This window comes from Erythrobacter aurantius, assembly GCF_023823125.1.
GTDB classification, from domain to species: Bacteria; Pseudomonadota; Alphaproteobacteria; order Sphingomonadales; family Sphingomonadaceae; genus Erythrobacter; species Erythrobacter aurantius.
The window spans coordinates 2,575,723-2,590,023 of record NZ_CP090949.1 but is presented as its reverse complement, the minus strand read 5'-3'; the positions used below and the strand labels follow the sequence as shown (position 1 = coordinate 2,590,023).

16 protein-coding genes are annotated in these 14,301 nt (G+C 63.1%); 7 read left to right on the top strand and 9 right to left on the bottom strand.

The features are described 5' to 3' along the window. Positions 1–16: 16 nt before the first annotated feature. Complete coding sequence (locus L1K66_RS12440) at positions 17–904, top strand: DMT family transporter (RefSeq protein WP_252258152.1); 888 nt, start codon at positions 17–19, stop codon at positions 902–904. 153 nt (positions 905–1,057) lie between these two features. After that, positions 1,058–2,446 (top strand): MFS transporter, encoded by a 1,389-nt coding sequence (locus L1K66_RS12435; protein ID WP_252258151.1) that lies wholly within the window; start codon positions 1,058–1,060, stop codon positions 2,444–2,446. 14 nt (positions 2,447–2,460) lie between these two features. Here L1K66_RS12435 and L1K66_RS12430 read toward each other — a convergent pair whose 3' ends face one another. Both L1K66_RS12430 and L1K66_RS12425 read right to left on the bottom strand, forming a co-directional pair. After that, entirely contained in the window at positions 2,461–3,054 is a 594-nt protein-coding gene (locus L1K66_RS12430; RefSeq protein ID WP_252258150.1) for an FMN-dependent NADH-azoreductase, read from the bottom strand. A 92-nt stretch (positions 3,055–3,146) separates the two neighbouring features. Continuing rightward, complete coding sequence (locus L1K66_RS12425; protein WP_034954511.1) at positions 3,147–3,854, bottom strand: pirin family protein; 708 nt, start codon at positions 3,852–3,854, stop codon at positions 3,147–3,149. 133 nt (positions 3,855–3,987) lie between these two features. Here L1K66_RS12425 and L1K66_RS12420 point away from each other — a divergent pair, with 133 nt between their 5' ends. Further along, positions 3,988–4,875: a LysR family transcriptional regulator gene (locus tag L1K66_RS12420; RefSeq protein WP_252258149.1), complete on the top strand. Its 888-nt coding sequence runs from the start codon at positions 3,988–3,990 to the stop codon at positions 4,873–4,875. Here the strand turns inward: L1K66_RS12420 and L1K66_RS12415 are convergent. From L1K66_RS12415 to L1K66_RS12395, 5 genes are all read right to left on the bottom strand, one after another. After that, complete coding sequence (locus tag L1K66_RS12415) at positions 4,872–5,537, bottom strand: glutathione S-transferase (protein ID WP_252258148.1); 666 nt, start codon at positions 5,535–5,537, stop codon at positions 4,872–4,874. The genes L1K66_RS12420 and L1K66_RS12415 overlap by 4 nt on opposite strands. Then, a complete protein-coding gene (gene trhO / locus L1K66_RS12410) occupies positions 5,530–6,483 on the bottom strand; it encodes an oxygen-dependent tRNA uridine(34) hydroxylase TrhO (protein WP_252258147.1) in 954 nt (317 codons plus the stop codon). Before trhO ends, L1K66_RS12415 begins: the two co-directional genes overlap by 8 nt. Continuing rightward, the gene (locus tag L1K66_RS12405) at positions 6,470–6,757 is read right to left on the bottom strand and encodes a hypothetical protein (RefSeq protein ID WP_252258146.1); all 288 of its coding nucleotides are present in this window, start codon (positions 6,755–6,757) and stop codon (positions 6,470–6,472) included. Before L1K66_RS12405 ends, trhO begins: the two co-directional genes overlap by 14 nt. 13 nt (positions 6,758–6,770) lie before the next feature. Beyond that, positions 6,771–7,850, bottom strand: coding sequence for a branched-chain amino acid aminotransferase (locus L1K66_RS12400; protein WP_252258145.1), 1,080 nt, complete (start codon positions 7,848–7,850; stop codon positions 6,771–6,773). Between the two features lie 615 nt (positions 7,851–8,465). After that, positions 8,466–9,068 (bottom strand): hypothetical protein, encoded by a 603-nt coding sequence (locus L1K66_RS12395; protein WP_252258144.1) that lies wholly within the window; start codon positions 9,066–9,068, stop codon positions 8,466–8,468. A 34-nt stretch (positions 9,069–9,102) separates the two neighbouring features. Between L1K66_RS12395 and L1K66_RS12390 the strand changes: the two genes are divergently transcribed. Beyond that, entirely contained in the window at positions 9,103–9,858 is a 756-nt protein-coding gene (locus L1K66_RS12390) for a TlyA family RNA methyltransferase (protein WP_252258143.1), read from the top strand. 2 nt (positions 9,859–9,860) lie between these two features. On the opposite strand, the gene L1K66_RS12385 is transcribed toward L1K66_RS12390, so the two are convergent. Together L1K66_RS12385 and L1K66_RS12380 are read right to left on the bottom strand one after the other, a co-directional pair. Beyond that, positions 9,861–10,517, bottom strand: a complete 657-nt coding sequence (locus tag L1K66_RS12385; RefSeq protein WP_252258142.1) for a DUF6969 family protein — start codon at positions 10,515–10,517, stop codon at positions 9,861–9,863. Between the two features lie 98 nt (positions 10,518–10,615). Continuing rightward, a complete protein-coding gene (locus tag L1K66_RS12380; RefSeq protein WP_252258141.1) occupies positions 10,616–10,909 on the bottom strand; it encodes a hypothetical protein in 294 nt (97 codons plus the stop codon). 411 nt (positions 10,910–11,320) lie between these two features. Between L1K66_RS12380 and L1K66_RS12375 the strand changes: the two genes are divergently transcribed. The 3 genes from L1K66_RS12375 to L1K66_RS12365 all read left to right on the top strand — a co-directional run bounded on the left by L1K66_RS12375 (position 11,321) and on the right by L1K66_RS12365 (position 14,283). Further along, a complete protein-coding gene (locus L1K66_RS12375) occupies positions 11,321–11,869 on the top strand; it encodes a TspO/MBR family protein (protein WP_252258140.1) in 549 nt (182 codons plus the stop codon). Positions 11,870–11,948: 79 nt separating this feature from the next. Then, on the top strand, positions 11,949–12,197 hold the full coding sequence (locus L1K66_RS12370) for an accessory factor UbiK family protein (RefSeq protein ID WP_034954500.1): 249 nt from the start codon (positions 11,949–11,951) through the stop codon (positions 12,195–12,197). A 97-nt stretch (positions 12,198–12,294) separates the two neighbouring features. Then, positions 12,295–14,283, top strand: a complete 1,989-nt coding sequence (locus tag L1K66_RS12365) for a S9 family peptidase (protein ID WP_252258139.1) — start codon at positions 12,295–12,297, stop codon at positions 14,281–14,283. Positions 14,284–14,301: the final 18 nt, after the last annotated feature.

Sequence of the window (14,301 nt, the reverse complement as noted above, 5' to 3'; positions counted from 1 at the left end):
CGCACTGCCCGGTTCGTTGCCTTTTTCCGCGATTGCGGTGCTGCTCGTCTGCAATGTCTTGTGGGCGCTCAATGTCGTCGTCAGCAAGCTGGCGGTGGACGATCTTGCCATGCCGCCTCTGTTTTATGCGGCGCTGCGTTCGCTGCTGGTGGTGATCGCGCTCGCGCCCTTGTTGCGCCGGGTGCCGTCGAGCCTGCCGCGTGTGCTGCTGATCGGGCTTGCGATCAGCGGCGGATCGTTTTCGCTGCTGTTCATCGGCTTGCAGACAGCATCGCCATCGGCGGCGGGGATCGTCAGCCTGACAGGCGCTCCGCTGACGGTGCTGTTCGCGATCCTGTTCCTGAAAGAGCAGGTGCGCTGGCGGCGCGGGCTGGGCATCGCGCTGACCTTTGCCGGGGTTGTCATCGCCATCGGCTCGCCTTCGGGATTGGAGAGCGGCTGGGGCCTTGCCTATGTCTTTGCCGGAGCGGTGATCGGCGCGGCGGGATCGGTGTTCTTCAAACGGATCGACATCGGCGCGGTGGAGATGCAGGCGTGGGCGGGACTGGCCTCGGTCTGCGTGCTGTTCCCGCTGTCCTTCACGCTGGAGACCGGCCAGATCGAAGCCGTCAGCGCCGCCCCGCTGGCGATTGCGGGTTGCGTGCTGTTTGCCGGGCTGATCGTCTCTGTCGGCGCGCATTCGAGCTATTACCGGTTGTTCCAGCGGCACGATGCCAATCTGGTGGTGCCTTTCACCCTGCTTACCCCTCTGCTCACCATCGGCTTTGGCGCGTGGCTGACGGGCGATCCCATCGGCTGGACCCTGATTGCGGGCGGGGCGCTGGCAGTCTGCGGCGTGGCGATCATCGTGCTGCGGCCCAGCACCAAGCTGTTCAAGCCGCTGCTGGTGCGCCCGCGCATCTGATCCTGCGAGGCAGCGTCAAAAAAGCGTCAAACCCGCGCGCGTCCGGCCCCGCAATTTGCATTGCGGCGATGAAAGCCTAAGCTCCGAAGGCAGGGTCGCTGATGCTGCGCCACACAAGCCGTTAACGGTGGGCGTCAATCAGTGGGGGCAGATTTGACGACTCAGACGACACCTGCGCGTTCCGCCGGTCTGGTGCTTGAACATTCGCGAGCCTTGCGGCTGTTCACTCTCTTCATCCTTTATGTCGGACAGGGCATGCCGATCGGGCTGTTCTGGTTTGCGATCCCGGCGTGGATGGCGGTGAATGGCGCTCCTGCCGCCGATGTCGGATCGGTCGCGGCGCTTACCGCGCTGCCGTGGTCATTGAAGCTGATCAACGGCTTCATCATGGATCGTTACACTTTCCTGCCGATGGGCCGCCGCCGCGTGTGGATCATCGGTGCGCAAGGAGTGATGATAGCATTTCTCGTCATTGCCGCGCTGATCGATCCGGGTGTGACCGACGTCGCAATCCTTGGCGGTATCGGCTTTGCCGTGAACATGGCGACCACGTTCCAGGATGTCGCGGTGGACGGGCTTGCGGTGGACATCATGAGCGAGGACGAACGCGCACGCGGAAGCGGCATGATGTTTGGCGGGCAGTCGATCGGAATTGCCACGGCGACGGCGATCTGCGGCTTCGTGATCGAGGATTTCGGCGCGCCCGCCGCCTTCCTGATCGTCGCCGCGATCATTCTTGCCTTGTGCGTCTACATCGCCGCCTTCCGCGAGCGTGACGGGGAACGGCTGATGCCGTGGAGCGGAGGCGCATCGCATCCGCGCAATCTGGCGATCCAGCTTGAGGCGTGGTGGCCGCTGCTCAAATCGACATTCCTTTCGATGGGCAAGCTCGTCAGCCTGTTGTGGCTGCCGGTGCTGTTCGGGCGCGGAATTCTCTACGGCGGTTTTACCGGGGCAACCCCTTTGATCGGCGCGAATTACGGCGGCTGGGACACCTCCGAGATCGCCTCGCTCACCGCCACCGCCGGGCTGGTTGCGGGCGTGCTGTGCATGACGCTGGGCGGCTGGCTGGGCGATCGTTACGGGGCGAAACGGATCGCGATCATGTGGTGCGCGCTGCAACTGACGATGATCACAGCCATGTATCTGGGGCAGGAATTCTGGGGCAATCCGGTCGTCTTCATGGCCTTCGTCTATTCGTGGATCGCGATGGACATGCTGCTGACCGTGGCGGCGCTGCCGATATCGATGCGGCTGTGCGATCCCAAGGTCGCCGCGACCCAGTTCACGATCTACATGGCGGTCAGCAATTTCGGGATTTCCTTCGGCGCCTTCATGCTGGGCAAGACCGATGCGATGGGCGGCCTTTCCTCGATCTTCCTGGTGGTGGGCGCAGGGATCGTGGTGGCGCTGTCGCTGTTGCTGCTGGTCAAATATCCGCGCCGTCCCGAATATTACGCCAAGCAGGCGCAGGCGGCGATGATGTTCGAGCGCGTAGGAAAAGGCGGCGGACCGCTGCCTGAACGATCCGCCGCCTCGTGATTTCCTGATCCGGTTCAGCCGACCAGTTCGGCAACCTTTTCATGGGCGCGGTCAATCTTTTCCCTGCCATCCGCGCCCATGATCCCGTCGGCGGCGACCACTTCGACATCGGAGATGCCGAGGAAGCCGAGGAAGAAGATCAGCCAGCGGCTCATGAAATCGATATCGCTACCCACCGGCGTTCCTCCCGAAGCGATCGCGAGATAGGCCTTCTTGCCTTCGAGCAGGCCGACAGGGCCGGTTTCGGTGTATTTGAAGGTCGTCCCGGCGCGGGCGACCAGATCGGCCCATGCCTTTACTGTGGCAGGCACGCCGAAATTGTAGATCGGGCTGGCGATGACGATGGTGTCGGCGGCCTGAAGTTCGCCGATCAGAGTATCGGCAATCGCGGCCAGTTCCGCCTGTTCGGGCGTGCGATCGGCAGCAGGAGCAAGGTTCGCGGCGAACCGTTCGGCGCTGACGTAGGGCAGATCATTGGCCGACAGGTCGCGGCGGGTGACGAGCGCCCCGGTCTTGGCGGCGAGCCCTTCGACCAGACGATTGCCGAGCGCGTTGGAGATGCTTTCGTCGCCGCGGATGCTGGCGGTGATGTGGAGGATGTTCGACATTGGGGGAAACTCCATTGAGGGGATGAACGGGGGTGGGGGCTGACCGTTGGGGGAGAGGGAGGGGGAACGCGGTCAGCCCCCGAGGGAAGGTGTCAGGCGGCGTCGACCAGCACGACTTCGCTGTCTTCGAGCGCGGTGATCGTCACCTGCTCCAGCTGCGTGATGGCGACCCCGTCGCGGGCGTTTGCCTCGACATCGTCCACGCGTACCTTGCCGGTTGCGGGGACAAGGTAGAGGTGGCGATCGGCCGAGGACGGCGTGTAGGTCACGCTTTCACCCGCCTTGATCGTCGCACCCAGAACACGGGCCTTGCTGCGGATCGGCAGGGCGCCGTTCTGGTTGTCGTTGGCAATCCCGCTGGCGAGCGGAACGAAAGCCCCGGCGCGATCACCCTTGGGGAACTGCTTGGCGCCCCAGCTGGGTTCGCCGCCGCGTTCATCCGGGATGATCCAGATCTGGAACAGCGTGGTGTCCTCGCCTTCCAGATTGTATTCCGAATGGCGCACGCCATTGCCCGCGCTCATCACCTGCACGTCGCCCGCTTCGGTGCGGCCTTCGTTGCCCATGGAATCGCGATGGGTGATCGCGCCTTTGCGGACATAGGTGATGATTTCCATGTCGTTGTGCGGGTGAGTGGGAAAGCCCGTTCCCGGCGCAATCGTGTCGTCGTTCCAGACGCGCAAGGCGCCCCAGTGGACCCGCGCGGGATCGTGATAGCCGGCGAAGGAAAAGTGGTGATGCGCATCGAGCCACCCGTGATTGGCGGCGCCGAGCGTGTTGAATGGACGCAGTTCGATCATGGCTCTTGTCTCCTTTTCTGCGGGGGCCCTTGGGCGATCCCCGCGTCGTTGAGGGGTAGATAGGCCACCGAGTTTGACCGGAAAACTGCGATAAAACTTGCCAAGATGTTCGGAATATCTGAACATCTGTGACATGAAGCTCGGCGATCCCAGTCTCGATCAATTGCGCATCTTCATCGCGGTGGTGGAGGAAGGCAGCTTTGGCGGCGCGGCGCGGCGGATGGGGCGCGCAGTCTCCGCGATCAGTTACGGCATCGCGCAGCTTGAGGCGCAGCTTGCCGTCACCCTGTTCGAACGCGAAGGTTCGCGCAAACCGGTGCTGACCGAGGCGGGCGAGGGGCTGCTCACCGAAGCGCGCGCTGTGGCAGACCGGGTTGACGGGCTGCTGGCCAAGACCCGGTCCTTGCACGCGGGGCTGGAAAGCAATCTCGGCCTGGTGCTCGACGTGATGCTGCCGGGCGAAGTCACGGCAAAGGTGCTGCGAAATTTCCGCGAAACCTTCCCCACCGTCGCGCTGCGGCTGCGGGTGGAGGGGCTGGGTGCGGTGGTGGAATGCCTGCTCGACGAAGGCGCGCAGCTTGCCATCGGCGGCCCGATCATCGGCGAAGACCCGGCGCTGGAGCGGCAGGCGGTAGGCGAGGTCGATCTGATCCCCGTCGCCGTGCCCGATCACCCTTTGGCGCAGGGCAATATCGCACCGGGCGAAAGCCGCCGCCACCTGCAACTGGTGCTGTCAGACCGTTCCCGCCGGACCGAGGGGCGCGAGTTTTCGGTGCTCAGCCCGCTGACATGGCGGCTGGGCGATCTGGGCGCAAAGCGCACGCTGTTGAAGGCGGGGCTGGGTTGGGGAAATATGCCGCGCGAAATGGTGGCGGGTGATCTGGTCTCTGGCGCTCTGGTGGAGCTGGACCTGCCCGAACGGCCCGGCGCGCATTACCAGCTCAGCGCGATCTGGCGCCGCGACACAAGGCTAGGCCCGGCGACAAGCTGGCTGATCGACGCGTTCCGCGACGCCCTTTAGGGGCCGAACAGCACCGGTTCGTCACCCGCTTTCCACGGGGCAAACTTCGGCATCACGCTTGCGAACAGGTCTGACGCGAGATGCCCTTCGAGCCATTCCTGCACATGCGGCAGCCCCTGCGCGTCGAACCATTCGCGGTCGGTGTTGGCGAATTGCCGGACAAAGGGGAACAGCGCGATATCGGCAAGCGCCCGGCTGTCGCCGCACAGCTGCGCGCTGCTGCCCAGCCGCGCATCGAGATCGTGCAGCACCGCCAGCCCGTGGGTGCGGTGATCGAGGCGAAATGTCTCCTCGTCCCCGCCGGCCTCATCAGGATAACGGGTCGGGTATTTGTAGCGATCAAGCGCGCGTTTGAACGGCCCGTCATTGCGCGCGATCAGCGCCTCATCATCGCCCGCCAGCCAGCCTTCGGGATCGTTGCGGTGCAGCGCCCAGCGCATGATGGCGAGGCTTTCGTCGATCACCGAACCGTCCCGGAAATCGAGCACCGGAACCGTCCCCTTGGGGCTGGCTTCGAGCATTTCGGGCGGCTTGGCGGCGAGCTTCACCTCGCGCAGTTCCACCGTTTCCCCCGCGATCCACAGCGCCATGCGCGCACGCATCGCATAGGGGCAGCGACGGAAGGAGTAGAGGACAGGAACAGAGGGCGCGGTTTCAGTCATCCTCTGGAGTGAACGTCGCGCCGACATGATGGGTTCCGCGTTTGCGGGCGAGCGCTTCCTGCCGTTGGCGTTCGCGGTAGCGCGCGCGCTGTTCCTCGGTGCGCTCGTCGATGCAATGCGGGCAGCTGACGCCTTCCTCGAAATGGGGATGCCCCATGTCTTCGGCGGACACCGGGCGGCGGCAGGCGCGACACAGGCCGTATTCGCCCGGCTCCAGCCCGTGGCGAACCGTCACCCGCTCATCAAAGACGAAGCAGTCGCCCTGCCACTTGCTTTCCTCGGGCGGCACTTCCTCCAGATATTTGAGGATGCCGCCTTTCAGGTGGAACACGTCCTCTATCCCTTCGGCGCGCAGGAAGCTGGTCGATTTCTCGCAGCGTATGCCGCCGGTGCAGAACATGGCGACGCGTTTCTTGCCGGTGAGCAATTCCTCGCGGTGTTCCCGAAACCACTTCGGAAAGTCGCGGAAGGATTGGGTGGTCGGATCAACCGCGCCTTCGAATGTGCCGACGGCGACTTCGTAATCATTGCGCGTGTCGATCACCACGGTGTCGGGATCGGAGATGAGCGCGTTCCAGTCCTGCGGATCGACATAGCGCCCGACGCTGTGGCGCGGATCGATATCGGGCTGCCCCATGGTCACGATCTCGCGCTTCAGCCGCACCTTCATGCGGTGGAACGGCATTTCGGGCGCGTGCGAGAATTTGACCTCGGTATCGGCGCAACCGGGGAGGCTGCGGATATGATCGAGCACGGCGGCAATGGCGTTGTCGGTTCCCGAAATGGTGCCGTTGATGCCTTCGTTTGCAAGCAGGAGCGTGCCCTTGACCCCGACCTCTTCGCATGCGGCAAGCAGCGGCTCGCGCAGGGCAGCGGGATCTGCGAAGGGCGTGAACTTATAGAGTGCAGCTACCGTGATTGGTGTAAGGCGGTCAGGTGCACTCATAGGTCGCGGTCAAAGTCATCATTAACGGACCGTCTTTGCTTTCATCACTGGGAGGGTTTTCAAAGACATATTCGGTGATCCGCCTAGCTTCGCCCTTGGCCTTGCACGCCTCCTCAGCGGCTTTTTCAACTTCCGCTGGAGCTTTGACATAGCCATCCGCCGCCTGCCGAATCTCAAGCGTCACGCTTACTTTTGCCGTATTTTCGTCAAGCCATTCAACCACAGTCGATGTGCCTGAAAGCAGTAATGCGAGGGTGATCGCCTTGATTAGCATCGCTCGTATCTCCTCAAACCCGCATCACCCAGCCGTGTTTGTCCTCGACCGCGCCGTTCTGGATGCCGGTCAGTTTCTCGCGCATTTTCTGCGCCATCTGGCCGATGCCGCCCGTGCCGATGGTGAATTCTCCGGCGGGTGAAGCCACCGTGCCGACGGGGGTGACAACCGCCGCTGTGCCGCAAGCCAAGGTTTCGAGCAGTTCGCCGCTCTCCGCTTCCTCGCGCCACTGGGCGATGGAGTAAGGCTCCTCGCGCACCTCAAGCCCTTCCTCGCGCAGCATCGCGATCAGGCTGTCGCGGGTGATGCCGGGCAGGATCGTGCCGGTGAGCGGGGGCGTGATGACGCTGCCGTCGCGGCGCACGAAGAACAGGTTCATTCCGCCCAGTTCCTCGACCCATTTTTTCTCCGCCGCATCAAGGAACACGACCTGATCGCAGCCATGCGCGATCGCTTCGGCTTGCGGGACAAGGCTGGCCGCGTAGTTGCCGCCGGTCTTGGCCGCGCCGGTGCCACCGGGGGCCGCGCGCACGTAATCCTGCGAAACCCAGATCTTCACCGGGTTCACGCCGCCCTTGAAGTAATTGCCGCTGGAAACGAGGATCACGACGAACTTGTACTGCTTCGCCGGACGCACGCCCAGGAACGCTTCGGATGCGAACATGAAGGGGCGGATATAGAGCGAGCCGCCTTCGACGCTGGGCATCCAGTCCGCATCGGTCTTCACCGCGAGCCGCACGGCTTCGAGGAACAGTTCCTCCGGGATTTCCGGCATGGCCATGCGCCGGGCCGACGCGTTGAAACGGCGCGCGTTTTCCTCCGGCCGGAACAGCGCGAAGCTGCCGTCGGGGTGCCTGTACGCCTTCATCCCTTCGAAGATTTCCTGCGCATAATGCAGCACCGATGCCGCCGGATCGAGCGGGATGGGCTGGCGCGGGCCAATCTGCGCATTGTGCCAGCCGCCTTTGTCTTCGTCATAGTCGATGGTGACCATGTGATCGGTGAAAACCTTGCCGAAGCCGGGATCGGCAATCGCTGCCGTGCGAACGTCATCGGGCGTGGGTGAAGGGTGCGGGATCGTCTCGAATTGCATGGGGATGCGGATAATGTGGGGGGAAGCAGAGAGCAAGATTAATGGCACAGACCAAACGACGCCTTGGCGTCGCAAGGGCGACCGCCCGCCCGCAGGTGCCCGAGCGAAGCTAGGAACAGCGCCGAGGATGCTCGCCCGGATGGGCGAGCGTAACCACAATCGTAACCACAAAAATGAAAAGGGCAGCTCCGCCCGTCGGGGAACTGCCCTTTGCATGGTCAGCGGCGGTAAGCGCCGCTCACGAAGCCTTACTCGGTAGTCGAAATTACCGAATATGCCTCGCGCGGAAACTTGCCGACCTCTCTACTGAACCATGAGACATCGGATCACCTCCTTTCGCGCTTGTGTGCCAAGACCCAAACCGTATCACCGGGGGCCGAGAGCCGCGTTCGCCGCTGGCCTCATGCACACATTTGAGTCGTTGGGGCCGCATACACAAGACTTGAATTATAGTTTTCCCACGTCATACTTGCCTGCTGTTGCGCCACACGCGCCGCGCCGCCGCCCGAGGGGAAACCCCGGGCGTTTTTCGTGCCTGTTGGCAGGATGTGGAAAGGCTGCGCACAACCCTGTGGATATTAACGTATAGAATCGGGTGGGGAGGGTGAGTTCAAATCACCTACAATCCTCGATCACCCGGCTCACTTCGACCCATGCGGGCAGGTAGAGCGTGCGCTCGCCTTCGATCTCCACGGCAAAGCGGCCCTTGGTGATCGCCATCGCGTCGAGCAGCGGATCGTTGCCCGCGATCGTCACCGATGCGCTGCCGGGCATCGTTTCCCACACTTCCATCCCCTTGGTCAGGCCGGTGCGGCGCGGCCGCGCCACCGCGGCCAGCTGGGTGCTGCGCGTTTCGGTGGTGATCTTCATTGCGCGCGGCCCTTCTCCGGTGGTGGCGCGATCCATCAGTATGTTGGGATTGCGCGGGCCGGCGCAGGTGATCACGAATAGTGCCTCGTCTCCGGGTCCGACAAACACCGCGCGCGATCCGAACCGGTTGGCGAAATAGCGCCAGTCGCCCGGCGTCTGCGGCGCGTCGAGGTAATTGTCATAACGCGGTTCCTGCACCACGGGCGGCGGCGCGGGCGTGGGTGTCGGGGTCGGAGCGGGGCGCACCACCGGCGGGGGTGTCGGCGCGGGCGGGGGCGCGGAAACGCAAGCGGCAAGGCCGAATGTCAGGGCAAGGGCGGCGGCGGTGCGGGCGTAGACGGCTTTCATGCCGCATAAATGCGCGCTAACGGCTGAAGCGTCCATGACCAAGCTTGCGAAATCCTCGAAAAAGAAGCGCGTCGATCACCTGCTGGTCGAACGCGACCTTGCCGAAAGCCGCACCCGCGCACAGGCGCTGGTGATGGCGGGGCTGGTTTTTTCGGGCGAGGAAAAGATTGCCAAGCCGGGGCAGCAGATCGCCGAGGATGCGCCATTGGAAGTGCGCGGGCGCGATCATCCCTGGGTCAGCCGGGGCGGGATCAAGCTGGCGCATGCGATCGAACACTTCGGCCTAAATCCGGCAGGCGCGGTAGCGATGGATGTCGGCAGTTCGACCGGCGGCTTTACCGATGTGCTGCTCACCCACGGGGCGGAGCATGTCTTCGCGGTGGATTCGGGGACGAACCAGCTCGCGTGGAAACTGCGGCAGGATGAACGCGTCACGGTGCTGGAACAGACCAGTGCGCGCATCCTCACCCGCGATCACATCACCCGCGATTGCAACTGGGTGGTTTGCGATGCGAGCTTCATCAGCCTTTCCAAAGTGCTGGAGGTTCCGCTTGCGCTGGCGGCGCGGGAGTGCCGTCTGGTCGCGCTGATCAAGCCGCAATTCGAAGTCGCTCGCGAGGAAGTAGGCAAGGGCGGAGTGGTGCGCGACGCGGCCTTGCACAGCCGCGTGTGCGACGAGGTTTCCCAATGGCTGCAAGGGCTTGAGTGGGATATCGAAGGGATCGTCGAAAGCCCGATCACCGGCCCGCAGGGCAACGTGGAGTTTCTGGTGAGTGCAAAGCGAAGCTGAGGTCAGCCGAAGTCGATGCTCGAAAGCTTCGCGTCCAGATCAATCGGGATCTGGGACAGCACTTCGACCCCGCTTGCCTTGGTGTAGGCTTTGTCCCCGAATTCGGCGACCAGTTCGGCCTGCCGCGCATCGCGTTCGCGGATCAGTTCGGCGATCTCGTCACGATAAAGCGCCACCATCGCGGTGACGAAGCGGTTGACCAGATCATCCTCCGCCGTGTGATCGACGTTGAAGTCGGGCAGGTGCTCGATCATCACATCGGCGGGATAGAGGAATTCATTGGTCACGAAGTGGTTCACGGTGAACCAGCTGCGCGGAATGCCCTGCGTGTCGATCGACAGGGCGATCAGATGGGTGACGTGCGCCTTGGCCTTTTCGCCCAGCGGCGGCCACACTTTCGGCTCCAGCCCTTCGGGCAATTGGGTGCGGTGGAGGAACAGGTGGAAATGGCCGTGTTCGTCCGTATCCCGGTTGCCGGCGGCATGGACATGGTAATACCAGCGCGATTTGCAGAATTTGTCGCGCGCGTCCTTTTCCGGATAGTGCTTCCAGAACTTCGCGCCGTCTTCGGGCACGACGCGCAGCATGAGCGGTTTACGCTCCTGCGCCATCTGGGTGATGGTTTCGATTACGGTGTGAGCTGCTTCGACTGGGGTCATGGGCGCGGGGCTTAACAGAACCTTTGTTAAGTTACAGTGATTTGGATCAAACAGTTTGGATTTTTCGAAGTCAGCGGGCCTGACTCACCGGGCCTGAATCATCGGGCCTGAATCAAAACGACCGATGGCAACCTTGGCTGCCATCGGTCGCATGAAAACGCTTTTGCGTCGGTAAGCTTAGGCAGCTTCGCAAGCAGCAGCTTCGCAGCCTTCGGCGGCGCAGCATGCAGCAGCTTCACAACCTTCAGCTGCACAGCAAGCAGCAGCTTCGCAACCTTCAGCAGCAGCTTCACAGCCAGCAGCGGCGCACTCAGCCACAGCGGTGGTGTCTGCGTCGGTTGCAGCTTCTTCAGCCGGAGCCGAGCAAGCAGCGGTTGCGAGAGCGAGGCCACCCGAAACGGCGAGCAGCGATGCAAAGTTGGTCTTTTTCATTAAAAAGTTCCCCTCATCGGCATCGCACCTTTTGCAAAGCGCGGTGCCAGTTGGTTGAGTGAGGCGCGCGAGTGGAAGTTCCTGCCGAAAAGCGCCCCGAATCACGGCAAGAATGTGGCGACGCTATCACAATGACGCGAAAGCACGAATGCCTTTAATGATGTTTCGCGGAATTGGCGGGTTTCTATACCGAAAATTGCGTAGGTTTGTGTCCCGTTATGGATAGCCGCCCTTGGGCAATTTGCGCAAAATCGCCGCTGGTGTATCGCCATCCGCATGAAAAGGGCCGCCGAATCGGGCGCGCCGAAATCAAGACGGGTTGACGATCATCCGGAACGGCGCCCCCGGCGCCATACCGGTCAGGAGAGACGATGAACTTTCTTGCTTCGAAAGCGCAATTGCGGGCGAGTTTCCTGCGCTGGGCGCTGTTCCTGGTGCCGCTCATCGTCCTGCTGGGCTTTACCGCCGGTCAATTCGGCAGCCCGCAAACCGCGTGGTTCCAGGGGCTGGTAAAGCCGGCGATCTTCCCGCCCACCATGTGGTTCGGCATCGTCTGGAGCGTCCTGTACGTGATGATCGGCCTGTCGCTGGCGCTGGTGGTGAGCGCATGGGGCGCGGCCGGACGCGGCGTGGCGATCATCGTCTTCGCCATCCATTTCATCGGCAATCTGGCATGGACCCCGGTGTTCTTCGGCATGCAGAACATGTGGGGCGGGCTGTATGTGCTGATCTACGCCGTGATAACGCTGATCGCGGTGATCGCGGTGTTCTGGCGGGTACGCCGGGTCGCGGCCTTGCTGCTGATCCCCTATCTCGCATGGGCCAGTTTCGCGACGGTTCTGAATTACCAGTTCATCGTCGAAAACCCCGATGGCGGAACCCATGCGGAAGAAGGCGCGGTGGAGCGGATAGAGCTTTAGTTTTTCACGCTTGCCCTTGCGCCGCATTGGCGACGTTTGGGACTGGACAAATCGTCCCTGCGCGACCAAATCAACCACCATGCAAAGCGAAAACCCGATCATCGCCGACTTCGTAAAACTCGCCAACAGCGCGGCAGGCACCATGGCCGGCATGACGCGTGAAGCGCGTGAGAACGCCCGTGAAAAACTGCGCGAGGCGATGGGCGGCATGGATTACGTCACCCGCGAGGAATTCGAGACGGTCAAGGCGATGGCGCAAAAGGCGCGCGAACAGGCCGACGCTCTCGAAGCCAAGCTGGCCGCGCTTGAGGCAAAGCTGGGCAAGTAAGCCCGCGCGAACCTCGCCCCCTGCGGCGCAGGATTGCCAACCCACACCGATCCTATAATCTCTGCGGCCTGTCGTATCAGCCGCAAGAGGTTCCTTCATGCTTCGCACCGTCCTGCTTTCGTCCGCCGCAGCCCTTGCGGCCTTCGCGCCGTTCCATGCCCATGCGCAGGAAGAGACATTCGGCGGGGCCAAGGGCGCGGACATGTCGATCGAGGCGATGGAGCCGGACGGCGGCGCGATCACCATCGGGCGCGCGGGCGAATATCCGGCTGACATTGCGCGCTATCTGCTCGCCACCGGACCGGGTGCGGCCAATCTTTCGCCCGACGGGAAAACCATCGCCTTCGCCTGGGACGTGACCGGGGAAAGCGAATTGTGGGTGATGCCTGCAACCGGCGGACAGCCCCGGCAGGTGACGTTCAAGACCGGCGTTTTCGCCCCGCGCTGGACTCCAGACGGATCGGCGCTGTTCTATTCCGCTGATCGCGACGGCAATGAACAGCCCGGCTATTTCACCATCACGCCCGACGGCAGCACCGAAACCGAAGTGCTTCCCGCAGCGCGCGGCGATTTCCGCATCTTCGGCGATTTCGCCGCCGACGGCAGCTTCGTCTACGCCTCCACCGCACGCGGAACGGGCGTGTTCGACATCTATCGCGGCACCATGTCGGGTGAGAGCGAGCTGATCGTCGAAAGCGAACTGGGCCTTGCCGCCCGCTCGATCTCGCCTGACGGCAAATACGCGCTGGTGACGGAGACGGTGGGCGAGGATGCCGACAATCTCTACCTCCTCGATCTCGCCACCAAGGAGATGACCACGATCTCCAAGCCTACGGTTGAGGACCGTGCCAGCCACACGCTCGGCAGCTTTGCCTGGAAAGGGGATTCGAGCGCCTTTGCCTTTTCCACCAATGTCGGCCGCGAATTCGGCGCGCTGACGGTCTATCGGATTGACGAAGCCGAATTCCAGATGGTCGAGCCGTCCGACGCCGATGTCGAGAATGTCGAGGTCTGCGGCGCGGACGGGGAAATCATCGCCTACACCGAAAACCGCGACGGCTTCGACACGCTGCGGCTGCGCAATGCGGGTGATGGCAGCGATCTGCCCGTGCCTGCCTTGCCCGAAGGCAAATACCAGCTCGACTGCGAAGGCAACGAGGACCCGATGCTGATGGTGCGGGTCAACGGCTGGCAGACGCCGGGTGAAATCTGGATGATCGACCCGGTCGAAGGGACGGGCGAGAAAGTCTTTGCCGCGAACCTTGCCGGGCTCGATCCCGCCCGGCTCGTGCGGCCGCAGGTGGTGCGTTATCCGGCGCGTGACGGGGTGGAATTGCAGGGTCTGCTGTATCTGCCCGAAGGCGCAGGGAAGGGCGCGGATGCCCCTCCGGTGATTTTCGACGTGCACGGCGGGCCTTCGGGGCAATCGATGGCGACGTTCGATCCGGTAACGCAATATCACGTCGCGCGCGGCGTGGCGGTGTTCCAGCCGAATGTGCGCGGTTCGACCGGGCTGGGCCGGACCTATTCGACCCTCGACGACCGGGAAAAGCGGCTCGATTCGATCAGCGATCTGGTCGATCTGAAGGCGGCGCTGGCGGCTGACGGGCTGATCGACGGTGATCGTGCGGCGGTGATGGGCGGTTCCTATGGCGGCTATGCGGTGAATGCGGTGCTGGCCGAATATCCGGGCGAATTTGCCGCCGGTGTCTCGCTTTACGGTGTGGCCGACTGGGTCACCGCGCTGGAGGTTGCCTCGCCATCGCTGAAAGCGGCCGACCGGATCGAATATGGCGACATCACCGAACAACGCTGGCGCGATTTCTACAGCGTCAATTCGCCGATCCGCAAAGCCGACCAGATCACCGTGCCGGTGCTGTTCTCACATGGGGTGATGGACCCGCGCATCGACATCTACGAAACCGAGGTGATGGTGAAGACGCTGCGCGCCAACGGGGTGGAGGCACCCTTCATCCGCATCCCGGACGAAGGCCACGGCTGGCGCAAGCTGGCCAACCAGCTGTTCTATTTCCGCAAGCAGGCTGAATTCATCGAAGCGCAACTGGGGCTTGCCCAAGGGGAATAATCAGGCGACGGGGGAGGC